The sequence below is a fragment of the Paraeggerthella sp. LCP19S3_G8 genome (genome assembly GCF_052119225.1).
GTDB lineage: Bacteria > Actinomycetota > Coriobacteriia > Coriobacteriales > Eggerthellaceae > Paraeggerthella > Paraeggerthella hominis.
Window position 1 is genome coordinate 20,304 of sequence record NZ_JBQKFQ010000014.1, and the last position, 26,676, is coordinate 46,979.

At 64.3% G+C, this 26,676-nt stretch carries 28 protein-coding genes; all 28 read right to left on the bottom strand.

Annotated features, from left to right (window positions below):
* Positions 1-59 precede the first annotated feature (59 nt).
* Positions 60-950 (bottom strand): YqaJ viral recombinase family protein, encoded by an 891-nt coding sequence (locus tag ACTQZK_RS12065; RefSeq protein WP_441899703.1) that lies wholly within the window; start codon positions 948-950, stop codon positions 60-62.
* Positions 944-1,291: an HNH endonuclease signature motif containing protein gene (locus ACTQZK_RS12070; protein WP_441032685.1), complete on the bottom strand. Its 348-nt coding sequence runs from the start codon at positions 1,289-1,291 to the stop codon at positions 944-946. Before ACTQZK_RS12070 ends, ACTQZK_RS12065 begins: the two co-directional genes overlap by 7 nt.
* The gene (locus tag ACTQZK_RS12075) at positions 1,288-1,788 is read right to left on the bottom strand and encodes a hypothetical protein (RefSeq protein WP_441031715.1); all 501 of its coding nucleotides are present in this window, start codon (positions 1,786-1,788) and stop codon (positions 1,288-1,290) included. Before ACTQZK_RS12075 ends, ACTQZK_RS12070 begins: the two co-directional genes overlap by 4 nt.
* Positions 1,781-2,791, bottom strand: a complete 1,011-nt coding sequence (locus ACTQZK_RS12080; RefSeq protein ID WP_441031713.1) for a helix-turn-helix domain-containing protein — start codon at positions 2,789-2,791, stop codon at positions 1,781-1,783. Before ACTQZK_RS12080 ends, ACTQZK_RS12075 begins: the two co-directional genes overlap by 8 nt.
* A gap of 52 nt (positions 2,792-2,843) precedes the next feature.
* Positions 2,844-3,131, bottom strand: a complete 288-nt coding sequence (locus ACTQZK_RS12085) for a hypothetical protein (RefSeq protein WP_441031712.1) — start codon at positions 3,129-3,131, stop codon at positions 2,844-2,846.
* A gap of 77 nt (positions 3,132-3,208) precedes the next feature.
* A complete protein-coding gene (locus ACTQZK_RS12090) occupies positions 3,209-3,583 on the bottom strand; it encodes a hypothetical protein (RefSeq protein ID WP_441031710.1) in 375 nt (124 codons plus the stop codon).
* Between the two features lie 12 nt (positions 3,584-3,595).
* Positions 3,596-4,042 carry a hypothetical protein gene (locus ACTQZK_RS12095; protein ID WP_340034933.1) on the bottom strand — a complete coding sequence of 149 codons (447 nt, stop codon included), beginning with the start codon at positions 4,040-4,042 and terminating at the stop codon, positions 3,596-3,598.
* Positions 4,039-5,235: a DUF4185 domain-containing protein gene (locus ACTQZK_RS12100; protein WP_441032689.1), complete on the bottom strand. Its 1,197-nt coding sequence runs from the start codon at positions 5,233-5,235 to the stop codon at positions 4,039-4,041. The genes ACTQZK_RS12095 and ACTQZK_RS12100 overlap by 4 nt, the downstream gene beginning before the upstream one ends.
* Before the next feature lie 8 nt (positions 5,236-5,243).
* Positions 5,244-5,666, bottom strand: coding sequence for a hypothetical protein (locus ACTQZK_RS12105; protein ID WP_441032692.1), 423 nt, complete (start codon positions 5,664-5,666; stop codon positions 5,244-5,246).
* A gap of 21 nt (positions 5,667-5,687) precedes the next feature.
* Entirely contained in the window at positions 5,688-7,043 is a 1,356-nt protein-coding gene (locus ACTQZK_RS12110) for a peptidoglycan DD-metalloendopeptidase family protein (RefSeq protein WP_441031704.1), read from the bottom strand.
* 189 nt (positions 7,044-7,232) lie between these two features.
* Positions 7,233-7,925: a LamG-like jellyroll fold domain-containing protein gene (locus tag ACTQZK_RS12115; RefSeq protein ID WP_441052916.1), complete on the bottom strand. Its 693-nt coding sequence runs from the start codon at positions 7,923-7,925 to the stop codon at positions 7,233-7,235.
* Between the two features lies 1 nt (position 7,926).
* Entirely contained in the window at positions 7,927-8,577 is a 651-nt protein-coding gene (locus ACTQZK_RS12120; RefSeq protein WP_441031701.1) for a hypothetical protein, read from the bottom strand.
* 2 nt (positions 8,578-8,579) lie between these two features.
* Positions 8,580-10,427: a hypothetical protein gene (locus tag ACTQZK_RS12125; protein WP_441063944.1), complete on the bottom strand. Its 1,848-nt coding sequence runs from the start codon at positions 10,425-10,427 to the stop codon at positions 8,580-8,582.
* Positions 10,428-10,451: 24 nt separating this feature from the next.
* Positions 10,452-11,096: a DUF7172 family protein gene (locus tag ACTQZK_RS12130; protein ID WP_441031697.1), complete on the bottom strand. Its 645-nt coding sequence runs from the start codon at positions 11,094-11,096 to the stop codon at positions 10,452-10,454.
* A 215-nt stretch (positions 11,097-11,311) separates the two neighbouring features.
* The gene (locus ACTQZK_RS12135) at positions 11,312-12,445 is read right to left on the bottom strand and encodes a hypothetical protein (RefSeq protein ID WP_441032700.1); all 1,134 of its coding nucleotides are present in this window, start codon (positions 12,443-12,445) and stop codon (positions 11,312-11,314) included.
* A 2-nt stretch (positions 12,446-12,447) separates the two neighbouring features.
* Complete coding sequence (locus ACTQZK_RS12140; RefSeq protein WP_441899704.1) at positions 12,448-13,743, bottom strand: hypothetical protein; 1,296 nt, start codon at positions 13,741-13,743, stop codon at positions 12,448-12,450.
* Positions 13,740-19,205, bottom strand: a complete 5,466-nt coding sequence (locus tag ACTQZK_RS12145) for a tape measure protein (protein ID WP_441899705.1) — start codon at positions 19,203-19,205, stop codon at positions 13,740-13,742. Before ACTQZK_RS12145 ends, ACTQZK_RS12140 begins: the two co-directional genes overlap by 4 nt.
* Positions 19,206-19,245: 40 nt before the next feature.
* The gene (locus ACTQZK_RS12150; RefSeq protein WP_441031780.1) at positions 19,246-19,794 is read right to left on the bottom strand and encodes a DUF7240 domain-containing protein; all 549 of its coding nucleotides are present in this window, start codon (positions 19,792-19,794) and stop codon (positions 19,246-19,248) included.
* 3 nt (positions 19,795-19,797) lie between these two features.
* A complete protein-coding gene (locus ACTQZK_RS12155) occupies positions 19,798-20,346 on the bottom strand; it encodes a hypothetical protein (protein ID WP_441031778.1) in 549 nt (182 codons plus the stop codon).
* 47 nt (positions 20,347-20,393) lie between these two features.
* Entirely contained in the window at positions 20,394-20,825 is a 432-nt protein-coding gene (locus tag ACTQZK_RS12160; protein WP_441032707.1) for a hypothetical protein, read from the bottom strand.
* Positions 20,815-21,126, bottom strand: a complete 312-nt coding sequence (locus ACTQZK_RS12165; RefSeq protein WP_441031775.1) for a hypothetical protein — start codon at positions 21,124-21,126, stop codon at positions 20,815-20,817. The genes ACTQZK_RS12160 and ACTQZK_RS12165 overlap by 11 nt, the downstream gene beginning before the upstream one ends.
* Positions 21,127-21,136: 10 nt before the next feature.
* Complete coding sequence (locus tag ACTQZK_RS12170) at positions 21,137-21,640, bottom strand: hypothetical protein (RefSeq protein WP_441031773.1); 504 nt, start codon at positions 21,638-21,640, stop codon at positions 21,137-21,139.
* Entirely contained in the window at positions 21,640-22,293 is a 654-nt protein-coding gene (locus ACTQZK_RS12175; protein WP_441052903.1) for a hypothetical protein, read from the bottom strand. The genes ACTQZK_RS12170 and ACTQZK_RS12175 overlap by 1 nt, the downstream gene beginning before the upstream one ends.
* Positions 22,294-22,723: 430 nt before the next feature.
* Positions 22,724-23,482, bottom strand: a complete 759-nt coding sequence (locus tag ACTQZK_RS12180; RefSeq protein ID WP_441031769.1) for a hypothetical protein — start codon at positions 23,480-23,482, stop codon at positions 22,724-22,726.
* Between the two features lie 3 nt (positions 23,483-23,485).
* Positions 23,486-23,731, bottom strand: a complete 246-nt coding sequence (locus ACTQZK_RS12185; RefSeq protein WP_343095443.1) for a hypothetical protein — start codon at positions 23,729-23,731, stop codon at positions 23,486-23,488.
* A gap of 2 nt (positions 23,732-23,733) precedes the next feature.
* Complete coding sequence (locus ACTQZK_RS12190; RefSeq protein WP_441031767.1) at positions 23,734-24,456, bottom strand: hypothetical protein; 723 nt, start codon at positions 24,454-24,456, stop codon at positions 23,734-23,736.
* Positions 24,457-24,487: 31 nt separating this feature from the next.
* Positions 24,488-26,188, bottom strand: coding sequence for a major capsid protein (locus ACTQZK_RS12195; protein ID WP_441031765.1), 1,701 nt, complete (start codon positions 26,186-26,188; stop codon positions 24,488-24,490).
* 259 nt (positions 26,189-26,447) lie between these two features.
* Positions 26,448-26,676 (bottom strand): hypothetical protein (locus tag ACTQZK_RS12200; RefSeq protein WP_441899707.1); only part of this gene is annotated, 229 nt, incomplete at its 5' end.

Here is a 26,676-nt window from a genome sequence, read left to right on the forward strand (position 1 = left end):
ACGGTGTTCACCATAAACACCTACTTAAAGTTTACCGGATAGTTGTGGGGAAATCAACCTCAACGCTGCCACTGCTTCGGAACCGGCTTAAACCGCCACCGATCGCCCGACCGCGTCGCCACGACACGACCATCCGCCGTGATGCACTCGCCATCCACACCGGCGACGATGACCCGCGACCGAGCTGCATCCAACTCCGCCGCCGCTTCCTTCTCGCGCAGCTTCGCAGCCGCGTACTCGAAATACACATCGCCCACCTCAACCGCCTGCACCGTCGCCGGGGTCATAGCAGCCAACACCGGCCACTCCGAGGACGGATTCGTCCGCTCCGGCTCCCGCTCGCACACACCCCCCGGAAGCGTCGCGACGAACTCCCCGATCGTGTCCACCGTCATTTCGATATCGAAATCAGTGTAGGTGACCCAATACTCGGTGAGCTCCAGGAACGGGCCGAGGACCACGAACACGACATCGCGCAGCCCAGTGACAGCGCACTGCCACAAGCCCTGGAGCCAGTAGTGCAGCGGGACACCGTTGGTTTCCGGCGTTCCCCATCCGCTCGTGTCGGCCTGGGTCTTGATCTCCATGAGCGCGACGCGGCTCGTGGTTGCCAGCAGCCGGTCGGGGGTTGCGTAGGCCCATGTCCACCGGCGCGACTGGAACGTTCCGCACGTTGTGACGGTCCATTCCGGGTTGTCCTCGGCCCACCAATCAGCGACACCGGCTTCGAGGTGCCGACCGCGCCGGGTCGCCTCGGTATCCGCTTCGGGCGCGTCGAAATGACCGGCGAGCTGGTGCCACATGATCCACGGGGTTCCGCCCCACGGGTCGCAGTCCATGATGCCCGCAATCTTCGACGCGGTGACCCTGCGCCGCCATTCCGCCGTTCCGGGCTCCACGCCCTCCGCGACGGTCGCATGCTCACTGATGATCGCTTGCACATCTACCACATCTGCCATGCCACGTTTCCTTCATCGTCCAGAAGCACAGCCCCGCCGTAGCGGGGAAGCCGTGCCGGTGTTTCCTCGGGTCGCTGGTTCGCTTTCAGCAGCAGCCCATTGTCGTGCGCCCATCCGCGCCGGGACTCCACCCGGTCGTGACAGGCCGCGCATAGAACCAGCCCGTTCGACGGGCGGTTCACGTCCGCATCAGCGTCGCCATGAACCCCGCCCATCCTGCGGGGCTTCCGGTGGTGGTAGTGCCCGCCCGGCTTTTTGTTGCATAGCTCGCACACGCCGTATGACCGGCGGCTCATGATGCGCTTGTCCTCGACGCTGAACCCCTCCTTCACCACACGCCCCCAATGAGGTTGTCGGGGACGAACACCAGCGTGATCGCGTTCGGGGCCGCGTCGCGGGCCATGATCTGCGGGATGGTGTCCGGGGCCGCGTCGCCGGTGATGGTCTGCCCAGAGTCGGGGTTAATGATCACGTACTCGACGCGGTCGTACACGTCGTTGGGGTAGATCATGACGCTGTCGTGCTGCACTAGTTCCCGAGCTCGTTCGAGTTTATCTGGGAACACTGTCGGCATGATTTTGGTGAGATCGGTCAGGGCGATGTCCAGCTCTAATCCGTCATACACGCTGTACTCCGCGCACACCTCATTCACCGCGTCCATCGTGAACGGGCGGGGTGTGACCTCGAACGTCGCCGTCGTGAACGGCCCTCCCTCTATCTCGACTTCCGCCGTCCAGCGGATAATGGTCTGCCCGTCGGTGATCCGAACCTGGTCGGTTCCGAGTAGGCCACGGCACCGGGCCGCGAGCGCTTCGGTGAAATTACGCATAAGCGGGTTCCTCAATCTCGGTAAATGACAATTCGGTTGGGGTGGTGACACCGCTCGTCCGAGACGGGATGATCGTGTCAATCACCCGCCCGCCGCTGCCGCCCCTGCGGATCGCCCGGATGCGCCACAACCACGACATTCGACGCGCCGACAGGCCGACCGCGACGTGCCGGACAGCTCCGATGGCGTACAAGCCACCACCGCCGGATGCCGCGGCTTCCTCGATCAGGTGCAGCGGAACCTCCCCCGTGGCGACGAGGGGGGCGATGCCGTCGAGGAACATGTTCATGATCCTGCCCTCAACCGGGCCGCACTTGCCGACGACGATGGTGCGAGCCACCGACCGCCAATCACCCTCCGGGTCCAGCGTCCACTCACCGGAGCGGATCGTCCGAGGGAGCGGGGACAGGTCCGTGACGATCTGATACTGGTTCGCCCGCTGCGCCGTCTGCTCCACGATGGTGCGCAGTGGCACCCCTTCGTCCTCCATCGCCGTGATGCCAGCTTCGGCGGCGGCGTGAGCCGTCCGCTCGTCAATCCACCCTGCCGACGTGTCCTTCGGTTCTTCGTGGAAGACATCCTCCGACGGGCGCGGAGCGCCGCCCGTGTTGTTAGATGATTTTTTATTAGTTAATTCTTTATTTGGGGTTAAATCCTTACCCCCCGTTTCGAGCAGGGATTTACCCGCCCCCCCGGCTACAGGTTTAACCCCCTTCATGGTCGCCAGGGGGACTGTGAAAACACTCGTTGTCGCTTCCCGGTGCTCGACGCTGATCACTCCGAGCTCGTCAAGACGGCGGAGCGCGTTCTTCACCGACGCGCGGCTCAATCCGGTTTCCTTCGCGATGTACGCCGCGGACGGCCAGCACCGCCCGGATGATCCGTTAGCCATTGATGCGAGGATGTCGAAGACAGTCCACACGCTCCCAGGTTCGCCCCATAGTTTCCGGCGATCTCGGTCGTAAGTTGCGGTCCATGCGGACGTTGGTGTATAGTCGTTCATAGCAGAACGCCTTTCTGTGAGTTGGGACCCCTCGTTAGCGCGGGGGGTCTTTTTAATGCTTCAGGGTGGGGATGACGACGGGGGTCAGTCGGATAACCGATGGGTAGGGGCCACGTCGTTCGCGGGTGATCAGGCCGAGCTGTTCGAGTAGCTGGAGTGGCTGCTGGATCATCGCAATAGTCACGTTGAATACCTTAGTCAGTTGTGACATCGAGACTTCCACGACTCCGTTGTCGTCGGCGTGGTTGATGATCCAATCGAGAATGCTGTAGACGCGCTTGTTCGCGTCGGCTTCGGATAGTCGGTGAAGGGCGGCGGAGCCGATCACGGGGGCTTGCATGGTGCTTGTACTGCCTTTCCTGTGGATATGAATCTTACACGTATAGTTTACCAGAAGTTTCTGGTCTGGTACAACACTCACGACACCTGCCGACGAACATCATCCAACAACCGCTCCGGAAGCGGCGGAAGCAGATCCGCGACCGTCTTGTCCTGATGCGCACGCCGGATGAACCCGATCGCCAGATCATACTTGCTGCTAATCACGCGGAGCTGCTCGCCCTGCTCCGCCACGACACGCTGCACGTCCTCCAGCTTCGCGGTTAGCACCTTGATTTTCTTATCCTGCTCCGCAGCTTTATTGCTCGCGAAGTCCTGAATATCGTCCACCAGGGCTTGATACTGGTCCGCGACCGATTTCCGGTTATCGAATAGGCCGGTGATAAATGCGGTCAGCACGGCACCGGCGAGGCCCACCAGACCGACGACGACCGCGGCTAGGCTTTCGCTCATTCGGAATCTCCCTCACCCTCGCAGTGCGTTGATTTGACGATGATCTGCTCCACCGGGGGGGCGCGAGAACGCCCAGAAGATCGTCGCAGCTACCAGTAGGTACACCACAGACGCCATCGACCCGAGTGGGTAGTTACCGTAGACCTCGGCGATTAGGTACATACCTCCCCATATCAGGTAGATAAAGAACAGGCCCCCGGCGGCGATAGCTCCGCATCGGCGGGTCAGCACCGCGCAGATTGCGAACGCACCGACGATGATCCACACAAATGCCCACAGGTTCGGACCGCCCCACTGCTCGACGGCGGGGAGCCGACTCGGGTTCCCCAGCATCGGCAGGTAGAACAGGCCTTTAATGAGCGTGCCGACTCCGTAGATTCCCAGCCCCGTCCAGGGCGACCCGAGCCCACGGCGGAGCCGGACCAGTGGTGGCTCCTTCTCCTTCTCCAGCAGGGTCATGCCGCCCCCTCCGCCCCGGGGGTGTTCCCGGTGAGGTTTACCCGGTAGCCGCGAGCACAGTAGTCAATCGTCCGTCCATCCCACTGCCGCCAGGACGATAGATGAAGGTAGGCATCCTCCAGCGACGGGGACCACGGATGGATGCTCGGCGCGTACATCGACGGTTCCTGTAGGCGGGTGACGATCTCCCGCGACTTCGTCCACAGCGCATCCGGGCGATCCGCCAGGCGAACAATCACGCCACGCTTCTCGTCGCAGTACGTGAGCACCACCTTCCCGTGGATGTACTGCGCATTGATTTCACCGATCGCGCCTTCGGGCGTGTCGGGGAGAAGGATGGGGGTCGGGTTGATGTGCCGTCCCCACTCCCACCGTGTACCGGTCCAGCCCCAGAACTCCCACGACGCGTCGTTGCATAGGTGCCGCCAGTTCGCCCGGCGGAGGTAGATACCGCTATCCGGGCCGCGCTTCCGCCCCTCCGGCGTGCCGAACACATAGACGTTCTCGTCGCCCGGCAGCATCACCATAGTGTTGTTCTGGAAGTAATGATCGCGTCCGCGATTCACCCACTCGTATAGGGTGCCCAGGTTGTTCTCGTGACGGCATACGTCCCACACCTCGGCGTGCGGTTCATTCGACCAGAACCAGGCTGCGGATAGGGTCCAGCACATCCGCTGCACACCGCCCTGGCCCCACCGCTTCACACGGAAGCCGTTGCCGAGGTAGTTCCCATCGGGGAGCTGAATCACATCATTCGGGATGATGGTAAATGCGTCGAAGTTCCTGCCGTTCACCGTCCCGGACTCGCCCACGTGCCGGTAGGGCCACATCTGGTTCGCGTAGTTGATTCCGTGGATTGCGTTGTCCCACACGATGCCGCGCGTGGTGACATCCCGGTTTGACGAGCGGAGCCCCACGGGCGAGCGCCAATCACCCTGGCCCGGTGTCCCGCCGGTGAAGGTATCGCCGAAGACCCCGCCGACCCATAGTGCCTTCCCGCCATTGACGGACTTGCCGCCCTCGAACAAAAAGCCGAGGTCTGTCCCGCCGATGCCGAACCGCTGCGTGGGCTGGTCAGTCCCGCCGTTGCCCGCCGAGGTGTGGATGAACGTGCCAACCGGCACGTCGGGGACGATGGATGCTGGGATGATCTTCCGCGCCCAGCTGAATACCTGATTAATGAATGACATCATTTCTGCTCCTATCCGGGGTAGATGGAACCGTGCTGCGAACCAGCACGATCAACACTCACCGGGGCTGCGTGCTGACCGTACTCCGCCGACTCGTCCATCGGAGGGTTACTGTCCGCAGCGCCGACCGACTGGTATGGCTGCTTCTTCTCGTTGATGGTGTCGAGCAGTTCCCGGCTCATTTGGTACATCCGCTCCATCGCGGCCACGGTGGCTGCGGTCTGCGCGGCCTTAACATCGTCCTCGGTCGCCGTCGAGTTCGACCCGCGGTTCAGCTTCACCAGCGCTAGACCACCGGCGACCATGCCAGCGAGCTCCGGGGCATAATCCAGCCACGCCTGCGCCTGATCACTCGTCGCTTTACCCGACAGCAGCATCGCGGCCGAGAACACGAACGCCGCGGCGTAGATCACCCCGCGAACGATGATGGACACGTCAATTCCCTTGATTTTCACTTACTTCTCACCCTTCTTGATTCGGTTGATCAGATCTTCGTTAGCGAGGAACAGCAGCTCGACGGGCGTGCACGCGCCCGTGTCCGCTAGCTTCTTCTTCGCGGACGCGATGACCGACTCGGCATCCCACCCGGCGAAGTCGGGGAGCCCGTCCTGCCGGTACTTGTACCCGGCGAGCTGCTCGAACGACAGTCGGGCGTAGTCCTCGGCGGTCAGCTTCGACGCGAAGACTGGAGGGCCGACTTCCGCCCCGGGCGGGGTGGTGTTCCCCTCGCCCTGAAACAGGGCGCGGAGCTTATCCATCCCGCCGCGGAAGGCGTTCGCGTCCACCTTCATCCCGGCGACGACGGCCCGGTCGGTGAACTGCCACATCGCCACCTCCAGACCGCCGTAACCAGCCCAGCCAGCGTCCCCTGCGGTCGAGTACAGCGCCGAAGCGTAACCCGGGGTCGTGGACGGGTAGTTCGAGGACCACAGCGGCGGGAGCCCGGACAGGTCAGGCTTCCCGGCCTTCGTCCAGTACCACCGGGGGAGGTAGGTCAGGATCACCCGGTAGCCCCGCCCGCGAAGCGCGGACACGATGCCGTGCCACAGGCCCGGGTCGTAGCCGCTCTTGTCCTCGATGTCGAGTGCGACGGGAACGTCCTTCTCGGGTAGCTGCGCTTCCAGCGCGGCGGCGTGATCCTCCGGCGATGTTTCCTCGCGCACGTAGATGTAAGCAGCGGCCAGCACGCCGTTAGCCTTCGCGTCGTCCAGGTGCGACCGGAACACCGGGTCGCGCCACGTCCCCTCGGTCGCCTTGATGATGGTGAACGCGAAGCCTTCCTCCTTCACCCGGCGCAACGAGAAGCCGTTCTGATGGTTCGAGATGTCCACGCCGAAGAGCACATCGCCCCCGGCTGGTGATTCGCCGGTGACGGGGGCGCGACCACCACCGGGCGGTGGGTAGGCCGCGTCCTGGAGCCAGGTTTCCGGGTCCACGCGCTTCCCGCCGTAGCCACGTTCCCACACCGTGACGTGGAGGTGCGGGCCCGTGGACTGGCCATTCGACCCGACGTAGCCGAGCAGCTGCCCGACCTCCACCCGGTCGCCCAGTTTCAGCCCCGTGGCGAAGGCGTTCCACATGTGCCCGTACTCGACGCAGCCCCCGCCGTCCGCGTCGGACGAGTCCACGACGATCCACTGCCCATAGCCCGAAGCGGGTCCGATGTACTGCACAGTTCCAGACTGGACGGCGTAGAACGGGGTGCCGTCCGGGGCGGCTAAATCTGTTCCGGAGTGTGATTCTGGTCGGCCCGTCACGGGGTTGATCCTGCCCGCGAACCGGGATGTGATGGTGAATGTGTTCTTCGGCATCGGCCACTGTCTGCTCATAGGTTGAGTCTAACCGGCGCGACCGCCCCGTCCCCTATACATGAGGAAGCCCCCTCGCCATAGCTGCCCACTAGGCGAGGGGGAGGTCGTAGCAACACGGGCCTTAATCCCTTCGGAACCGGCCCCCAATCTGCTGTCTGGAGGTCAGCGGGGACTGGTCCTGCTTGCGGTCTAGAATACCACGCCCCACCCGCTCCGCTTCGTCCCCCGCGTCAGCGACTCCGCAGACTGATATAGCCCCATAACCTCGGAATCTCCGAGCAGCGCTTCCTGGATGATCAGCTCGTCCACCACAACCGCCCCGGCGGACACGCCGACGGTCATGGTACGGGGACGGTCGAAGTTCACGAGGTTGAACAGCCCGCCGCTATACGACTGCACGGCAACCAGCGTGCCGTTGATATACATGCGGGCGCGGCACCCGCCCCATATCGTCGTCCCCTCGACGGTGAGGGTCACGAGGTGCCACCGATCCGGTGATAACTGCTCCGACCGGGCGCGGAGCGCGAACCCGCCCGAGGACAACCGCACCCACCCCTCGACCGTGCCTGGAGGATAAACCGAATTGGCGCCGTACACCCGCGCACCCATGCCGGGAATGTTGCCCCACTGAAACAGCTCCGCGACCGCGGAGCTCGCAGAGTACCGGAACCACAGTGATACCGACACCGGGTAGCCTGCAGCAGCAGCGGACGACACCGGGATAGTCGCACCAGCGTTCGCGGGAATCGACAGCGCCTGACCATCCACGCCCTGCACGTACACCGGGGAGCCAATCATCGCCCCGCCCGTGTTGAGCCGCCCGTCGAATGACTCATGTGTCTGAACCGCCCGCGCCGTCCTGACCCAGTCCTTGATACTCATGCTAGGACTCCTGCACCCGAAGCGTAACCGTCACACCCGCCGAGGACGCGGACGAGATCGCAACCCGCACCGGGCCCGTGATGGGGACGGACATCGCCGACTGCTTCGACACCACCCCATCCCCCACGGTAATAGACCCGGTCGCCCCACCGCGCAGCGTCACAGTCACCGCCGAGCCGGGGGTGCCGACCGCGACACCGATATGCGTGATCTTCAACCCCGCCGCGCCCGTGCCGATCAGTAGGGGCGGGGACACTTCCTCGCCGTTGATCGTGCCCGGCACGCTGAACGGGATAACGTAGGCGGGCTTCGCTTCCGCCTTCGTCGCGTAGGTCGCCCCGGCTTCGGCCTTCGTCAGCAGCGGGGCGATCGCTTCCGCGAGCTGCTTCGGGGTCGTCGCAGCCGCCGCGAGCCGGATGTACTCGTTCGTTTCATCCGACAGGCGGAGTGTCACATCCTGCTCCAGCGTCCCACCCCCGGCGAGCCCGTCCCCGGCGATGATTTTCCGACCGAGGACTTCCGCCGACGCGGTGGCCTGCAACTCGCGGAGCCGCTGCACCAGCCGCTCCACCGTCGCGGAGTCCGCCGAATCGTCATTCTTGATCTGCTCGATGATCTCATTGAGTAGATCGTCGTAGTTAATTTCAGCCATCGTTACGCTCCTGCTAGGAAGATCATGCGGAATTGTGATTCCATTCCTCGGATGTTGCCAGTCGCCCCGGCGTTACCCTCGGTCGTCCAAATCCACGGGTACAACCTTGTCCCTGCGGTGAGGAACTCCACGCCGGTCGCCATACTGATCTGACCGAAGCCAATATCGTTCCACAACACGAGCCCCCGATCACCCGCGTTAATGTCCGTTGTCAGGCCGCAGCCCTTAGCGCCGGGGATGGTGGCGAAACCTTGCCGGGCGTACAGGTTGTACCACCCATCAACCGGGGCGACGAGGTACGGATCATTCGTGGATGCGTTCGCCACGCCACCGTAGTTCTTGCCGACAACGAGCCTCCCGTCCGAGTAGGCGCGCATACGGGTAAACCGTGCTGCTGGCGGGTCGTACTGCGGCCCGGTCCAGCGGAGCACACCGTAGGGCTTCGTGCGGAACGACGGCGCGCCAAACAGCGCGGTCGCCTGGTCAGCCGATAGGGTGCCAGCCGGGCCAGCCGGGCCCTGCGGACCCTGCGGGCCAGTATCGCCGCGGAGTCCCCTATCACCCTGCGGTCCCTGCGGACCGACGAACGCAAACGGGTCCGACCACGACGTACCATTCCACATCACAGCTTTACCGCTATCGGTCATGACGTAGGTGTCACCCACCGCCGCCGATGGGGGCAGTGATGCCGAGGATGCGACCTCCCCGCGAACGATCAACGACCGACCGTCCTTACCGGGTAGGCCGGTATCGCCCTTCGGACCCTGCACACCTTGAAGCCCGGTATCACCCTTCGGACCGGTCGGCCCAACATCGCCCTTCGGACCCTGCGGACCCATCGGACCCTGCGGGCCAGTATCGCCCTTCGGGCCCTGCGTGCCTTGGATGCCCTGCGGGCCGCGCGGACCAGTCTCGCCCTGCGGGCCACGGAACAATGGTGCAGCGCCCTCGGGCGGGAACTTCGCCCCATCCCACACGTAAATCCGACCATCAGCGGTGACAACCCAGCCCTTGCCCTTATCAGACGAGGACAAACCCTTCGGGAGATCAGCGTAAGTCGCGACCATCGACTCGTACGACACCGAAGCGCCGTCCTTACCGTCCTTACCCGCCGCACCAGTGTCGCCCTTCGGGCCCTGCGGACCCTGCGGACCCTGCGGACCCTGCGGACCCTGCGGACCCATCGGCCCCTCCGGCCCGCGTGGACCCTCCGGCCCGGCGACCGTGCCGATGGACTCGACCTGTCGCGTCGCTTCCTCCGCCGCCGTGACGGAACGCTCCGCAGCAGCAGCAGCGAGCGCAGCGTACTGCTCCGCTTCCACCGACACCTGATCCGCCGCGACCTGCGCCGCGTCCTTCACCAGGTTCATCACCTGCTCCACAGCCATTTCCGACCGAAGCGCAGCCGTCTCCGCCTGCTCAACCTGCGCCGACAAATCACCGAACTGTGGAATCACCGCCCGGACTTCGCGGGACGTTTCCAAGTCCCGGCCTACCCGCATCACCAGCGCATCCCCATCCACGCGGATGCCCAGCACCGACTCGCCGGGCAGCGTCTTAGCCCGGTCCTCGATCATCTGGAACACCTCCGCCATAGTGGGGAAGTACTGCGCCGCCGCGGGGAACTCAATGTAGTCGATCAGATCGACCCACCCTTCCTCCAGCAACTGCTTGATGTGCGGGGTGAACCGCACCATCATCTGCTCGTTGTGTCGGAGGAACGGGGTCGGCTTCCCATCCCGGTCGGCGGTGAGGACGGCGTGAGTGCCCTGGATGCGCACCACCACACCGAACTCGGGAACGTTATCCGCCGGGACGGGGATGCGTCCGTAATCCTGTTCAAGTGCCATTGTTGTGTGTCCTATCTAGTCGAGCTATACGGGGTCGGGGAAGGCGAAGAATCGCATGGTGTTCGAGAATGCCCAGACGAACGCGGTCGGCCTACCATCGCGCGGGTGAGCATCGCCCCACGGCACCCGGACGTAAGCGTTCGTCACCAGTGAGACGCGGAACCGAACGTCCAGCGATTGTCCCGCTGGAACGCGAATCTGGTCCAGCGTCGAGGTGGCTTCCGGGGTGGACTGCCACGTCGTAATCGGGGGCCACTCGTCCCCACCCATCCCATTGAACGGTGCGAACAGGCCCGCGCCCCACTCCGTGTTCCACGTCGGCTCCGTCGTCGGCTCCGGGGCCATGATTTGCGTAAGCCCATCGGTCCCGACCCGCGTCGTGTACGACTCTCGGAGAAACACAGTGTGCGGACACGTCGTGCTCATGGTTCGGCGAGCGCGTTGGATCTGAACCTGAACCGTCACAGGAACTCCGAAGTCGTTCTTCCAGTGCCCGCGCTGCTCAATCAGAATCTTCTGGTTATCAATCGGCGAGTGCTCTTTAATCTCCCCGTCATTAACCGAGGGCGTGCGAGTCTCCAGCACCACGCGGGGCATCGCGGCCCGTGATAGATGCAGCACCCCGTTCTCGGTCGAGAACTGACGGGATGTGCAAATGGTGTTAGCCATAACCTCTATGTCTCCTTCTTACCCTGCGGCTCCGACTCACGCCGGGCTACAACGGTTCTCACTCCGGTGTCCAGATTATCGGCGACGAGGTCCCCATACCGGCCCACACTCAACTGCCACGGCCCCAGAGCGCGCTCCAGCCGCCTGACACGCCGCTCCAACTCCGCGATGTACTCCGCATCCGTCCGCGCTGTCCTACCCATGATCCTGCTCTCCTATAACGGCGTTCCGGGCTTGACCCAGTCCGCATCGTCGGCCTTATCCTTCTGCGAAGCGTTGGCCTTACCGGCCTGCTCCTTCTCCCACGGCGACTTGAAGTCGTTCGTCAACGGCGGCGGGAACTCCTCGCGAGCCTCCCACGACACCGACGGAGGAACGAGGGACAGTTTGATCCCATCCGGTGAGAACGCAACCTTTTCGATCATCAGGTCGCAGCCGACCCGCACGCCGGTCTGAACCGACGAGACAGGCACACGCACGCCGGGAACGAGCTCATGCAACGAAACCGGCGCGTCGGCGCGTAACCCAGCCCCACCGACACTCACCGCCACCGGGGCGACCGCGAACTGGTCCAACGTCGCCTGCGCCTTCGTCTCGCACTCCTGAACCGTAGCGAGCTTGTTTCCCTTCACGATGGACTGGAGGACGATCCGGTCATCCTCAATCGCCCGCTGCGCCCACACACCCTCACCCTTGACGAGCACGTCGGTGACCACATCCTTGCCCACCTTCGTCACGACGACATCATCGCCGAGGTGCCGATCCGACAGCGGTGCGGTACGATGCCGAGCCCCGACCGGTCCGACCATCAACGACCCGCCGACGAACGTCCACTCCAGCCCGGCCTCGGTCAGATCATCGACCACATCATCCACGAGGACGCTGTTCGCCGTCTCGTTCACCACGACCCAGATTCGGGAGTCCAGGGCGTGAATGTGATCAGCGATGTGTAGCGGGTCGGACGGGCCCATCCCATCCACCACGAGCTGCTGCATCACCTGCGATGCGTCGCGTTGATCCCAGAACCGCCCGGACGGGAGCCGACGGCGCTTGAACAGACAGGCACCATCCGACGCGGTGACGGTCAGCGACCCCTTCGCCGCCTTCGTCTCCGTCACCAGACCGTGCCACGCGACCTCGCTACCCGCCCAGAATGTGAGGGTGTGCAGCCACGGCTCCACGCGGGAGCACAACACCGGCGATGCCGCGATTTTGATACTCGCCTTCGAGATGTCGCACAGCACCCGGTCGAAGTCCCAGTCGCTAATGTCCTCACCGGACTGCCAGATGATCCGCCCGGAAGGCTCCGCGATGGTCGCGCCCCACCTCGGTTGTCCCAACGTCGGCATGGCTACACCTCCCCCGTCACGCCGGTGACTTCCACCGTCGCGGTCGTGTCCTGCCCAGCATCAACCACGAGGGTGTAGGGATCGCCGCACGTCATCACCGGGGGTCGCCACGGCCCACCGGCACGCCCGACCATCACCGGCGTGGCATCAACACGCCGACCATCCGGAAGGTCAGCCCACGCCGCCCCGGAACGCCCGTCGAGGGTGAGGACACTATCCGCGGGGAGGTACGTTGCCATAGCTTCGCCGACGGTCTGGCAGTCCAGCGCCGCCCCATCATCGACCACAAGCCCACGCGCCCAGCGGATGCGGATGTTCCTTTCTTCCCGCCCCGTGGAGCGGACCACGACGGTCGGCAGCATCTCACCGGTCAGGGGGATAGCGCCCTCCCTGATTGTGAACACGGATCGTCGCGAATCAATCGGCATGCAACCGATCTCAACGCCCGGCGCGGTCGGGCGGGGCAGCGTCCACAGGTCGCCCATCTTCGGATCTAGTAGCACGCCCTCGTCGTCATCACAGTTCGCCGGGCACGTCCCATCCGCGTCGAGTTCTTGGAACCTAGCGGTCATCACCTCGCCCGCCGACAGGCTCCGCGGCCCGAGCAACACAACGGGGCTGCGCCATACCCTCGGCACCAGCGCCGTCAGCTCGAACTCCACCACCGCCATACACGGCGCGTAGTCCCCACGGTCATTCGACACGCCGTAGCGGTTCGTCACCTCCGGGGTCTTCGTCACCACCACGCTCGTCAGCATCCGGGTCAGCTGCCCGGCACGCTCCCGGACATCAGCCGGGCGCTCCCACTGCCGATAATCCGGGCACGATTCGAGGAACACCAAATCACGCGGGCCGCTATCCCCCCCGCACCCATCCGCGAGCAGAGAACGGGTCAGCCACCGCAGTCCCCACTCCAGGCCACGGGAAGTCGCCGCCATAAGCAAGCATTCCACCTTGACCTCGCGAGTGGGGAGCCTACGCCTGCCGACCGAACCGCCGTCGCCCGTGGCTTCGGTGACATCCTGATCAATCTTCGTCGTGTCGAGCCCGTCAATATTCAGGCCGTACACCCCGCCGAACTCCAACGACTCCGGCCTGCCCGCCTGAACCCACGGGGCCCCGGTTTGCTCCGGGGTGATGTAGTCCTCGTCGCCGAGCCACACGTGCTGCTGGCCCCACGAATCATCCCAAATCAGCTCAAACGAGCGGGAACAGATACCGTGGAGGGCGTGCCCAGCCGCCCGGCGGGAGTTAATCAACTCCGCGCTTCCGAGACTCAAATAGCCGTTGTAACTCACCACGCGCTCCTAATAAGTCGCTGCTCGACGGCATCGGCCACGTCCTCACCGTCGCCGCTCCCGTAGTAGTTCAGGGTCACCTCAACCGTCCTCACGCTCCGCCCGCCGCTGTCGCCGGTAATGGTTGCACCAGCGTCGCGGAGGGACTGCCAATCAGCCGACCCGAGGAACCCGACGAGCTCCTCAAACGCGCCGGTCTGCCTAGGCGACAGCACCCGCTCCGCCTGCGTCGTCTGCTTCGAGAACAAGCCCCGATCCGTGATCAACCCGCCACGGTCGTAACCATGCCCGTGACCCCACATAGTCGTAAGGTCCATGCCATAGCGGGACTTGTAGTACCGCAGCGCCGCGACCATGTTCGCGAACGGGTTCGTGCGGTCGTTCGGCAGCTCCGGGTCACGGTGCGCCGCGAACGTCGTCGGAATGATCTGCAGCAGGCCAAGGCCCGCCGACGCGCCGGTGCCGTTCACATCCACGATTTCCTGCGCCCGGTTCGGAATACCACCGGACTCGGACTGAATCTGCGCGATCATGGCATCGACTTGGCGTTTATCCTGCCAGTTGAAGCCGACGCGGGCCATGGCACGCTTCGCCATAGGTCGCCACCGCTCCGCGCCGACACCGCCGGGGTCGCCCATCATTTCCTCGGACAGCTTCGTAATCTTGTCGCGGGTGATCTTCCCCAGCGTCTCCGACAGCTTCTGCGGATACGTGTTGATGATGCCAGCGTGCGACTGCGCCCACCCGGCGGCTGCGGAACTCATGCGTTCCTGGAATGGCTTCGTCAACCCGCCGATGATGTCCACCATCGACGCGCCGCCGCCCATGCCGGGCACGAACGCGCCGGAATCAGTCACAATGAGCGAGAATCTACGGTTGAACTGCGAATCATTCGCACCAGCAGCATCCGAGGTACCGAACTTTACACGTGAGTTGATGCCACCGGACTCGACGTTCACCGCGGGGATGCCCGGCGCTCCGCCGATCGTTCCGGCGGTGTGGACATCCGATATGCCGACGGCGAAGCCAGCCGCCAGGCCAGGTTTCCACGCGCCCCGCTGCGTCCCGGGGAAATTGCCTGTAGCCCATTGACGTGCGCCGGACCCGCCGAGGATCACATCCGCGATGCCCGACATGAAGCCAGAACAGTCCGTACCACCATCGCCATGCGCCGAGCCGCCCCACACGTAGGGACGACCGTTGCGCGACCGGGCCCAGTTGTATCCGCGGAGCAGCGCCTTCCACGCCGGGGTTCCCTCCGCCAGACCGCCGCCCTGATACCGCGCCGCAACGTTCGTGAACGTCTTGTCGCGCAGCATCGCCCGGCGCTTCTCCGGGTCGCGGAGGACCTGCGGGGCGACGCGGTACGAACCCGAGTTTAAGGCGTTGAGGTTATCCACGCCGATGTTCCGAACGGCCTTAGCGTTGAGGACGTACTCGTGGTTCGACAGCAGCGCGGGGATCTTGTCGTCCTTCGGCCCACCCGGGCCTCGCACCAGACCGCCCGTGGCGAACCGTACGGGGTACGGGGCCATCTTCTGTGTCCCGAGCAACTCGGACGCGGAGTTCCACATCCCGACGATGCCGTCGTTAAACACCGACTGGATCGCGAAGCGGACGGGGCGGGCGGTGGCTTCACGCACCTGATTCCACTGCTGCGCGATGTTGCCAGCAGCCCACCCGAACGTGTTCGCCGTGTACGTCAGCGCCCCGCGGATACCAGCCATAGCGGGGTTCACGCCCGTGTTGAGAACATTCCACGCGGTGTTCGCGATGCTGAACAACGCGGGGTTCACGACGCCGTAAGCATTCCACGACGTGTTAGCGCCAGTAGCGTTCGACGCGGCCTGCATCCCCAGCATCGCCGGGGTCCACGCCGTGCTCGTCATAGCCAACACCGCCGAGCCGGTCGCGGACATTGCGGTCTGCATACCCAGCATCACCGGCTGGAATTGCGTGTCGTTCATGGTCTGCGCGGTCGTGCCGACGCTCGCGAGGGCGGGGTTCACCACCTCGCCGGTCTGCTGCTGCGCGGTGGCTCCCCACGCCAGCATCGACTCCTGCTGCTGCTGCATCATCGCGCCCAGGGCGGCACCATCACCGGGCATCTGGGCGACACTGTCTACCGCGATTCCGGGCACCGGGGCGGGAACCACCGGGGCGGCGACCGTGGGGGCCGCGACCTCCGGCAGCGACACATCAGCCGCCGAGTTTGCCAAGCTCTGCGCCGCGCCCTTCACGCTCCCAGCCATAGACTGCACGCCATTGATTAGGCCCTGCCCGATGTTCTCGCCGTAGCCCGCGAACACGCGCGACGGGGAGTGAATACCCAGCGCCGACTCGAACGGCTTGCGGATCCACCCCGGAATCTTGTCGAGGAAGTAGCTGCCGATCTTCCCGGCGAGGGAAGTCATGCCGTTGATCAGACCTTGGACGATGTTCTTGCCGGTGTCGATTAGCCACGACCCAGCATCCGACAGGGCTCCGCGGATACGCCCCGGCAGGCCCTTGAACCAATCAATTACCCCGCCGATAGCCTGACCCACCCGCCCCGGCAACGGCGCGACGTGATCACGCCACCACCCGGACACGGCATCGCCCATTGCCGCGAACTTGTCCTTCGTCCACTGCCACGCCTGGCCGAACCAGTCCTTGATCGCGGTGACGGCCTGGCTAATCCACCCGGGGAGCTGCACCAGCACGTAGATGAGCCCGGTGATGGCACCAATGACCACACCAACGATCGTCACGACCGCGACGATCGCGCCGACGACCAGACCAAGACCAATGATGATAGGCGTGAGCAACACACCACCAATGATCATCAGCACCTTCTGCAGAACAGGCCAATGATCCGAGATGAACCCGCCGACCGCTTCACCAATCCGCTTGAAGAAGTCCACGACCTGCGACACGATAGGCCACAGCGTCGTGTTCCAGAAGTCCATGAACCACGACCCGAACGCCGCGACCTTCTCGGTGATGGTGTCCCACACCGGGGCGATGATCTCCGCGATGCGTCCCCACGTGTCAGCAATCCAAGTGTAGATGGGCGATAGGACGGACTCCCACACCCACATAAACGCAGTACCGATGACGTCCCACACGGCGCTGAACGCGGTTGCGAGTCCAGAGAAGATCCCGCCGAAGAAATCAACCAAGCCGCCCCACACCGCCGTGATGATGTTCCACGCGGCCTGTGCCCCATCCACGAGGGTCTGCCACACTGCCTGCACCCAGCCGGACTGGAACCAGCCGACGATCGCGTCCCACGTCCCGACGATGATGTTCTTGATCCACGTCCACGCGGTAGCCACCACATTGACAAGGCCGTCCCACACGCCCTGCCAGAACTCGCGGAACCCGGCGACGTTATCCCACAGAAGTTTGAACACACCGATGATGCCGACGATAGCGGCGATGACGAGGGCCACCGGCCACATAGCAACGAGCCACGACCCGGCGATAACAGCGGCGTTCGCGACGGCGGCGATGCCCGCGCGGACCCACCCACCGGCTATCATGCCCAACGCCTTGACACCGGCTCCAAGATTCTTCGGGGCGGCGATGATCCACGCCCCGGCGATGCGCCCAGCGTTCACGATAGCGGCACCGGCGGCTTGTCCCCACCCGGCGATCATCGCGCCGAACGCGCGGGCATACGTGCCCAGGTTCTTCGGGGCGGCTATGATCCACGCAGCCCCAGCCTTAATAGCCTGAACCGTCGCCACCGCAGCCATGCGCACCCACCCGGCGATGATCTGAACGAACGCTATCGTGTACTGCACCAGGTTCTTCGGCGCGGCCATGATCCATGCGGCGGCGACACGCCCGGCCTGCACAAGTGCCTGACCGCCCAGCATGACCCACTGACCGATCATCTTCGCCACCTGAATCGCCATAGCACCAGCGGCCCTAGCCCACCCAGCAACGGTCGTCCACGCCGCCGCGACCATCTTCGCCCCGGTGATGGTGGCCTGCAGTCCGCCCAGGACAAACCCGCCGATCATGCTCCCCAGCGAAGCCAACGCACCGACCGCCATAAGCGCCACGGCACCCGCGACGACACCACCAACGACGATCATTACACCCTTGAAGGCATCCGCCGCCAGCGACCCCTCGCCGAGCCACGTCACGAAGTCCTTAATCGGCTGGTTCAGCCCCTTGAACACGCCGGTGAGGAACTCCACAGCCTTCGTCATCGGGCCGATCATGGGTTCCAGCAGCGTCGCGCCGAACGCGGACAGTGAGGTCTTGAAGTTCGCAATCTTCGCCGGGAGGGTCTGCCCCATATCCTTCGCCAGCGACCCCGTGCCCTTATTGATAGCCGTGACGAAGTCCTCGAACGACACCTTGCCGTCCGAGATCGCCTTCTTCACATCAGCCTGGGACATGCCCATGCTGTCCGCGAGGTACTTCGTCGCATTGACACCAGCGTCGGCCATTTGCGCCATGTCCTCGCCCGTGACCTTGCCCTGGGCGCTGATCTGCTGCATCACACGCCCCACGTCCACGCCCGAGCCCTCCGCGATGGACGATAGGGCCGTGAACGCTTGGATCGCGGAGTCCATCGGCTTGCCGAGCTCTACACCAGACTGCGCGAACATAGCGGAGTACTTCGCCGCGTCCGCCAGGGACACGGACGTTCCCGTCACCTGCTCGGTAAGCTTCGCCATTTGATTCTTCGTCTGCTCCGCCGACAGGCCCACGGACTTGAACATCACCTCGGCGCGCTGGATGTTCATCAGGCGGTCGAACCCGCCCTTTAGGATCGCCATAGGCCCGGCGATAGCGCCCACGGCCACGCCGATCCTGCCGATAGCGCTCGGAACGCGGTCAGCGGTCTGCTCCGACTCCTTCAGTGCGTTGGTGATGGACGTTTTAATCGACTCCGCCGCGCCACGGGCCGAGGAAGCCACGCTACCCATCGTCGCGGACACGCGACTCACCATCCCGGACGCAGCCGACGCGACACCGCCGAAGCCGTTCGCGAAGGACACGCGGATACCAGAAGCGGCACCCGACGCGGCCCGTCCCACACCATCCAACGAGGACGACGCAGCCGACGCAGCCGAGGATGTCGAGGACGCAACACCACTAATGCTCGATACCCAGGACGACGACACCCGGCTCGCCGCCGACGCGCCCTTACCCGACAGATCAGTCAGCGCCGAGGAAGCCACCGCCGCGGACTTCTGCGCCGACGTGCCAACCTTCCCCATCTCCGCCGCCCACGACGACGACGCATCACGCCCCGCCGAGGACGCGGACGCAGCAACATTCTGGAACTCCGTGCCCACGTCCTTCACGGACTTCTGCGCCGCATCGGCACCCGATTTCACGCCCCGGTTGAGGGCATCCCCCGCCGCTTTGCCGCTGCGGTTGAAGAACGTCTGAACGTCCTGCTCGAACCTGCTGAAATCAGCCTCAATCGTCACCCGCGCCGTGCCGACAGTCGCCATACCATGAACCTCCCGATCCTACGCCCCATACTCTACCGTGCTAAGCGTCCAGCGCTTCCAGCATCGCCGCCTGCGCCGCCATGTCCGACGGGTCGAACCCCGCGGGCTTCTCAATTGCCCCGGTCTTGACACGCGGCTTGTAAACCTTCTGCCGATACCGCGCTCTCTCTTTGTCGTCCTTGTGGGACTCTAGGATCATGAACTCTACCGCGTCGAGCATCGACCCGAGTTGCCGGATCTGCACCATCGGCTCCGGGATGCCCGACGTGATTAGCCGGCCCCGAACCTGCGCCCAGCTCTCCACCAACGCCGACGACAACGCAGCCACCGCCGAGAACGGCTTACCCGTCGCCGCTTCCAGCCATTCGATCAGCAGCTCCGCCGGGGCATCCTCCGGCAGTTCGTATTTACCCCGCGCGTCGAACCAAACCGCATCGTCGTCTGATAGGTGCTCCACGACGATGTCCACTATTTCTAGGTACTGGTCATTCGGGCTCATGCCCGCCAGCTCGTGGATACGTAGAGCGACAGCCGGGCCGGGAGACGAAAACTCCCAGTCCCGGCTGTACGCGCGAACGATCAGCGCCACGGCCTAACGCTTACGCAACTTCGCTTCGCGGGCCTTCTGACGAGCCGCCTTCTCCCGCTCCGCCTTCCGGCGTTCCTGCCGGTTCGCGAACGACTCCCACTCCTGCTCCGAGTCGTTATCCACGACGAGCTCTTCGAGCATGTCCACCATCGCCGCGATGGACTCATAAAAAAACAGGGACGAACCGCGGCGTAGCACCTCGTCACGCCACGCTAGGAAATCCTCCGGGTCGATATGAGTCTGGCAGAAGTCCGACATGATCGCGGTGCGCTGCACATCATTGATCAGGCGCGAAGACACATCCGATGCGAACAGCGTCATCTCGGCCGAGGTGGGGCGGGTCACCAGCAGCGTCCGGCCCAGCATCTTCGACTCCACCTCGACCGTCTCCGGGTCGATGCCGTCAAACGAATCGACGCTCAAATCTCCATGTTCCGCAACCGGGGCATCCGCATCACCGTCGAGCTCCGCGAGCTCGCGTCGAAGCTGCTCCCGACGATCCTCCGCGGACTCCACATCGGCCTTGAACGCCGCTGCCTTATCGTTTGCCATGATTCCTCCATTAGGGGATATGTGTGGTGTGTTTCCACACCAACTTATCACGATTTCCGGAAGGTGAACCCGTTCCGGCTCGCTGCGAGCTCCGCCGATTTCGCGAGCCACGGCTGCGCCTTCGTCCCCGGGTGATGCACCCGCTTCGCGAACCGCACCGTCCCGCCACGCGGCACCCACGCGAGGACGCGTTTATTCCTCGGCTCAATCACATGCGCCCGCGTGCCCTCATGAACGAACATTGCGTACGACGTCTTGTTCTCCACCCCGGCGACGACCTTCGTTCCCTGCACCACAATCGGCGTGGTCTCATTCGCGCCGCGGAGACGACCAGTATCCGTGGGGGTAATCCGGTTCGCGACGAGTTGTGTTTCCGCCTGGGCTTTACGCACCAGCTTGAACACCGGCCCAGCCGCGCCCGCCGTGACCTCCGCTATGCCGGCCCGGTTCGGGGTGAAAACGATACCGCTACTCGGCATCGGACGGGTTCCCATCGTCCACCGCAGCCGGGGCGGTGCGGTCATCCCACATGCGGATTAAATCACGGCGCGGGGTCTGCTCGTGGAAGTCAATCCCCATCTTCGTCAGGAACTCCGCCCACGCCGCCCGGGTCGCGTTCTCCGCCGGGGGCTGCGGAGCGAAATCCTCCACCACAACCACCATGCCATTAGCGATTAGGTTGTCAATATAGGCCGTGCGGGTAACGGTCGTCTCGTCTCCACGCTGCCAGCCCATGACGTTGCGGACCCAGCGGATACGAATGTTGAAACTGTTGCTCATGATTGATCTCCTACATCAACTCGAAAATTATGGACCGGTACACGGCCACGGTGCCACCCTCCGGGCCGTACACCTCAACCGGGTACAACGCCGACGAGCGGACGTGATGCTCCATTTCCAGCTCCTTCGCCGCCCGGCACGTCGCCGCCCACAACCGGTCCTTGTCGTCCTCTTGGATCGCGAACTCCCGCTCCATCGTCTCAATCGACGGGAGGACACCACCATCACCCAACGCTTCGGAACATCGGGCGATGCCGACGGTGAACTCGACGGCGAGCCGCCCACCGCACTGCGGAATCTCCGCGGGCGACGGGAACGTCTCCGTCCGGAACCTAATGCCGGACATGACCCACGCGAGAACGCACGTGTCGAAATTGTCCAACGCGGGGAGACTCACGCCGGGGCGGAGCTCCGTCCCCCCGGACACGCCACCGACCGGTGGGGCCTCGGAATCGTTGAACGCTTTATCCATCCACCGCACCAGCGCGGCGGACACCTGATCGGTCCTCGCCATTATCCGAGCACCTCCGAGTCCTCCGCTAGTGCGTTAGGGTTCACCGACCGTATCCACGAATCAACCTCCGGCAGGCCGGTGAGCCCCTCCCCAATAACCTCCGCCGGGTCGGCCATGTGCACCGACACTCCCTGCCGGGTCACCTGCGTGGCGTATTTGGGGAGTCGGCACCGCCCGGAATCGACACATTGTAGATACCGCTCCGCCGCGAGCCTGCCAACCATGAACCCCGCCGAGGGGGGCGCGGGAATACCCCGCTGGTAGTGAATCGCCGTCGGGCGAGCCCCACGCACCACCACCGCATCCCCCGACACCGCGAACTCACCATCGGACCCGTCCGAAAGCTCCACCCGAGTCACCTCGAACACCGGGCCGGGCAGCACGATCCGCATACACTCCGCTGTGGACACATCCACGTTGAACCACTCGCCCCGCCACAGCGTCGGCTCGCACCGCAAACACTGCTCAACCCCCGGGTGATACACCGCCGGGCACACCCCGAACTGCCGACCCGTCAGCGCCCACAGAATCTCCGTAGCCGTATCCACAGCCAGGCGGGCCACATCCTCTTTACCCTCCGGGATAGGGGGGAAGCACGACATGTCTACCGGCCACTCGCAAAGGTCACTCATACCGGTAATGCTACCAACCACGACACCCCTCCCCGGGTCGGGAAACGAATAAACCCCGCCCCCGGGTAATGATGGTCCTCCGCACCCATACGCCGGATCAATCGCTGCTCACCACAAGACAACGAGATCACAAGGCCACAAGGGGCGACGGTCTCCACACCATCATCAACCAGGAACGGGGCTCATTCGGACAATCCCTCATTCTCGGCGCGATACTGCCCACCAGCCGGGCGGCAAACTCCCCGCCGAGCACCACAGCGGTTGAAAACACCCGACGGTGAAGCAGCATCGCACCACCAGCATACAACCACGAATCCCCCGCCGTGAGTGGACAGCGGGGGAATCATGGGTACGCGCAAGAAAAAATGGTTTCTTGTCACCACCGCAACATCTGGAAGCGGAGGCAGCGACCCTAATCGGTAGGGCCACCACCCACCACTATACCGGATGATTAGGCAGCGGAGAAATACGGGGACGGCACGGTAAGCTCCACCGCGCCCTTCGTCACCTCCGGGGGTGCGATGGTGGTGCGCTGCATCAACAGGTGGGTGCGAGCAGGCACCGGGGCGAGCAGGCGACCCGCGCTACCATCCGCACCCGGCACGACGTTATAGGGACCCTGGCCCCAATGAGCACCGCTGCCGGTGTACGCCGACACGGTAACCTCCGCCGCGTCGGTGCCGTTGATGGTCAGGTCGCCCAGGGTAGCACCACGCACCCAGGGGAGCAGGATGTACCACCACTGACCGCCAGTCTTACCACCCTCAACAGACTTGAAAATGTCGTCGTTTTCCGGCACCTCGCAGTCATCACCGCCGCCAGTACCGGCCCACAGCTCCAGCGCCACGGAACCGGAAGTGTTGCCACCGGTCTGCTGTAGGAAACCCGCGGTGTCGCCGTCAGCGTCGAGAACCGCCGCCTGGTCGGTGAACATCGTCAGCAAGTCCGGCTGAATGCCGCACAACTGGAGGGTGAGGTTGTAGCGCTTGAACTGGTCTTCGGTGCGGTCGGTCGCGCACACGACACCGGACGCGTTCTTCTGCTCGATGTCGTCACCATCGGAGGTTTCGCGCTCCATGCCGAACTCGATGAAGCCGTCGGTGACGATCTGGTTCTTCGGGCCCTTTAGGGGGAGTCCGCAGCGGCCCACGCGGGTCGCGCGCATCCGGAAGCCCTTAATAACCGGGAGTGCTTGGTTGATTGCAGCCATTGTTTAGCCGTCCTTCTTAGTAGTCGTTTTCTTGGCGGACCGAGCCGCCGGTTTATCCTCTTCGAGGACACCAGCCGCCACAGCGGTATCGCGGGTGACGCGGAGCGCCACGCCACGCGATGCGGTGACCGTCTGAACCTCGCCAGCGGCGACGAGCTTCGCCGCTACATCTTGGAAATCCTGCTGCCGACCCATGATGGGCGACACCGTCACCACATCACCGTCAGTCTCGAAAATTACGCCAGCCACCGCTAGCTCCCTTCGTTGATTTTGATAGAAGTACCCAGCCACACCACGGCGAAGGCACGCTCCGCCACGGTGAACCGGAGGTTCGTCGCCGGGGTGAAACTGTTATGAGTTTCGATCTGGTTCCGGTACACCGTCACAGATCCGGTGACGTAGGTGCCGTCCAGGTCAGTCTCATACCCCGCGCCCGCCGCCACGGGGCTCCCCATGATCGTGCGGAGCACACCAGCAGTCGAGATGACCTGCCGGGACTCAATCAGACGGGGAAGGTCCGACGGGCGGACATGCACCGTCGGGGTCAATCCCTCGGCCAGCATCGTCGCTTCGGCCTGCGGGATACTCGACGCGGTGTTCGGCTCCTTTTTCAGCAGCGCGGCGAAATGCCGCTCCACATCAATCGGTTCAACCGCCTTAAGTTTCTCCACCGCCCGGGCGGACAACTCCGCTTCGGAAAGACCCACGGCGGCGCACTCTTCCGCAGCCCACACAGCGTTACCGGGGAACTGCATCAACGTTGCGGAATTACCGCCGTGCTTCGGCCCCTGGCCGGGGTTGCACGGCTCCGGCCATAGACCATGACCGCCGATGGATGGGACGCTGACCTCCACCCCGTGAATGACGGGGCGCTCCACGTCCACGAATTGAGCTACCGCGTACAGGCCAGATCGCGACGGGGTCGGCAGCGGGGCGCGTCCGACGAACTGCATCGGCTTCACAACTGTTGCCATGCCGACACCTCCTTTCTACGATCCGGTTAGGTTACTCTGCGGGGACGGCGGGGTTTGTCGCGTGACGCAGGCCAACCTGGCCGTTGATCGCGACGGGGATGGTCAGCTCGCGGGACTCGTAGCCACGCTGGCCCACGGCGAAACCATCCTCCAGGAACATTTCGGTGCGCTGGTTCTTGGACAGGCCAGTGCTGTCGTAGATAGCGCCGAGGTTCACGACGTTCTGGACGGCGGAGAAGAACGTGCCAGCGGGGTACAGCAGCACCTTCACCTCGGCGGGGTAGCCAGCGGATGCCGGGTCGCCGTTGAGCGGCTGGTAATCATCGACCCACTGGAAGCGCACGCCACGGTCCGCGAAGTGCTGGTCGAGGATCTGGTCAGTCACACGCTCCGGGAGGACATCATCGCGGTACGCCAAATCGGCGCGGAGGATGGATCGCAGCCATGCGGGGGCGACACCCTCCAGGGTGGAGGTGCCCAGGCGGAACTTCTGGCGCAGCGTCTCCGCGTGGAGCTCGATGCTGTTCAGCACCGTGCCCGCGGTGCCCAGGGCAGGCACACCCACGGCGACCTTCTTTGACAGGGCGATGACCTTCGCCAGACGGGCGGCGGATAGGCGGTGGAGGTGACCCTTCGTGGCGTTCTCCAGGAACTTCGCGGTCAGCTCCGGCCAGCCGGTGTTAGCCAGCAGATTCGACGTGACACACGTCCACAGGACATCCATGCGGACTTCCTGCATCTCGGCGCAGGGAATCTCGATGCAGTCCTTGGTCTGGCCGCTGATCGCCTGCGCTTCGGTCATGGTGCCGCGGTTGGTGGCGTACAGCGTCGAGAAGTCCGGCTCCACCGGGTAGCGCAAACCACCGCGGGACAGGCTGATCTCCGGGAGGGAGAACAGGTTCGCCGCAGCCGGGGTGGGCAGGAAATCATAAATGGTCTCGGATGGGGCGCACCATCCAGCAGCCGCGACGAGGGAACCGCCGTCAAGGCGGGACTCGTCGGTGGCGTGGTCAATCGCGGCGACCAGGCTCGCCTCGTCGGATGCGACGAGTTCGGTCGGGAGGTCGCGGCGGATGTGTCCGAAGTGAGATTGGGTCTGCTGGCCGACGGTCGTGGCGCGCAGGGCGCGACCGGACGAAATGCCGTTGAACGCTTCCGCGAAGTCGAGGAAGGTTGCTTCGCCGGACTTGAAGTTCGGCGCGGCGGGGTCGAGGGTGAACGGGGTGGTGGACTTTGCTTCGCCCCGGTAACCGGCGGTGGCTCCGCCGTAGCGTCGCTTCACAGCGAACTCCTTCTCGTCAGTATCGGTGTCGTCGGAATCATCCTCGTTGGTGGACTCGCCCGCGTCGTCATCCTCGGACTCGTCGGAGTCGTCGGAATCATCGGTGCTGTCCTGCTCACCGTCGGCCCCTTCGGACTCTTCGGAATCGTCGGAACCACCCTCGTCGCTATCATCCGCGAACGCGGCAGCAGCGGCGGCGGCGCGGTCCCGGCGACCTCGGATAGCGGCCTGGGCATCCGCCTTAGCGGCCTCGGCCTTAGCAGCACGCGCCTGCGTCACGGCTTCCGCGAGCTTCTCCAACGCGGCGACCTGCTCCTCGGTAGGGTTATCGCCCGCGTCGGCGGTCAGCTTATCGTAGACCGCCTTAGCGGCGGTGATGATCTTGTCAATCTCCGCCGGGTCGGTAGGCATGTTCGCCACGGCCTTGAGAATGTCATCCAGCGTGTTCATCTGGTCTCCTTGTCGGTCTCTCGTCCCTCTACGTCGGGAGTGTACAGGGCGACATGCCCCTCACCTCCCACAGTCTAGCTACGGGCTTCGCCCCTATTCGTGATGATCTCCCCACCGCCGTTCCGCGACGCGAACATCACCGCCTGCGTCTTAGACAGGAATGTTTGCTCCTGCACCTGACCATCCGCGTCGGTTGAGCGGACGGTGTACGTCGCCGGGGTGAAGCTTCCTCCGCTGCCACATGCTCCACAAGCCATTGTTAGTCCTCCTTGCTTTCCATGATGTCCCGCACCGCCTGATAGCGGGCGGGCACGTCCGGCTCCACGTCGAAGCCGATGACGCCCTGCGCGGCCTTGAACCGTTCGCGGAGCCCCGGCGCGTGCGCAAGCTCACCGGGGGAGTTCCCTTCGGCGCGGAGGGCGGCGAACACCTCACGCACCGCATCCATAGCAGCCACGCGGGCGGCATCCACCGGGGACAATTCCTCG

Bases quoted from the DNA above. Each gene is read 5' to 3' on its own strand.
- ACTQZK_RS12075 (WP_441031715.1), bottom strand. From the start codon at position 1,788: ATGCGTAATTTCACCGAAGCGCTCGCGGCCCGGTGCCGTGGCCTACTC.
- ACTQZK_RS12080 (WP_441031713.1), bottom strand. From the start codon at position 2,791: ATGAACGACTATACACCAACGTCCGCATGGACCGCAACTTACGACCGA.
- ACTQZK_RS12085 (WP_441031712.1), bottom strand. From the start codon at position 3,131: ATGCAAGCCCCCGTGATCGGCTCCGCCGCCCTTCACCGACTATCCGAA.
- ACTQZK_RS12090 (WP_441031710.1), bottom strand. From the start codon at position 3,583: ATGAGCGAAAGCCTAGCCGCGGTCGTCGTCGGTCTGGTGGGCCTCGCC.
- ACTQZK_RS12095 (WP_340034933.1), bottom strand. From the start codon at position 4,042: ATGACCCTGCTGGAGAAGGAGAAGGAGCCACCACTGGTCCGGCTCCGC.
- ACTQZK_RS12100 (WP_441032689.1), bottom strand. From the start codon at position 5,235: ATGATGTCATTCATTAATCAGGTATTCAGCTGGGCGCGGAAGATCATC.
- ACTQZK_RS12110 (WP_441031704.1), bottom strand. From the start codon at position 7,043: ATGCCGAAGAACACATTCACCATCACATCCCGGTTCGCGGGCAGGATC.
- ACTQZK_RS12115 (WP_441052916.1), bottom strand. From the start codon at position 7,925: ATGAGTATCAAGGACTGGGTCAGGACGGCGCGGGCGGTTCAGACACAT.
- ACTQZK_RS12120 (WP_441031701.1), bottom strand. From the start codon at position 8,577: ATGGCTGAAATTAACTACGACGATCTACTCAATGAGATCATCGAGCAG.
- ACTQZK_RS12125 (WP_441063944.1), bottom strand. From the start codon at position 10,427: ATGGCACTTGAACAGGATTACGGACGCATCCCCGTCCCGGCGGATAAC.
- ACTQZK_RS12130 (WP_441031697.1), bottom strand. From the start codon at position 11,096: ATGGCTAACACCATTTGCACATCCCGTCAGTTCTCGACCGAGAACGGG.
- ACTQZK_RS12135 (WP_441032700.1), bottom strand. From the start codon at position 12,445: ATGCCGACGTTGGGACAACCGAGGTGGGGCGCGACCATCGCGGAGCCT.
- ACTQZK_RS12145 (WP_441899705.1), bottom strand. From the start codon at position 19,205: ATGGCGACTGTCGGCACGGCGCGGGTGACGATTGAGGCTGATTTCAGC.
- ACTQZK_RS12155 (WP_441031778.1), bottom strand. From the start codon at position 20,346: ATGGCAAACGATAAGGCAGCGGCGTTCAAGGCCGATGTGGAGTCCGCG.
- ACTQZK_RS12160 (WP_441032707.1), bottom strand. From the start codon at position 20,825: ATGCCGAGTAGCGGTATCGTTTTCACCCCGAACCGGGCCGGCATAGCG.
- ACTQZK_RS12165 (WP_441031775.1), bottom strand. From the start codon at position 21,126: ATGAGCAACAGTTTCAACATTCGTATCCGCTGGGTCCGCAACGTCATG.
- ACTQZK_RS12170 (WP_441031773.1), bottom strand. From the start codon at position 21,640: ATGGCGAGGACCGATCAGGTGTCCGCCGCGCTGGTGCGGTGGATGGAT.
- ACTQZK_RS12180 (WP_441031769.1), bottom strand. From the start codon at position 23,482: ATGGCTGCAATCAACCAAGCACTCCCGGTTATTAAGGGCTTCCGGATG.
- ACTQZK_RS12190 (WP_441031767.1), bottom strand. From the start codon at position 24,456: ATGGCAACAGTTGTGAAGCCGATGCAGTTCGTCGGACGCGCCCCGCTG.
- ACTQZK_RS12195 (WP_441031765.1), bottom strand. From the start codon at position 26,188: ATGAACACGCTGGATGACATTCTCAAGGCCGTGGCGAACATGCCTACC.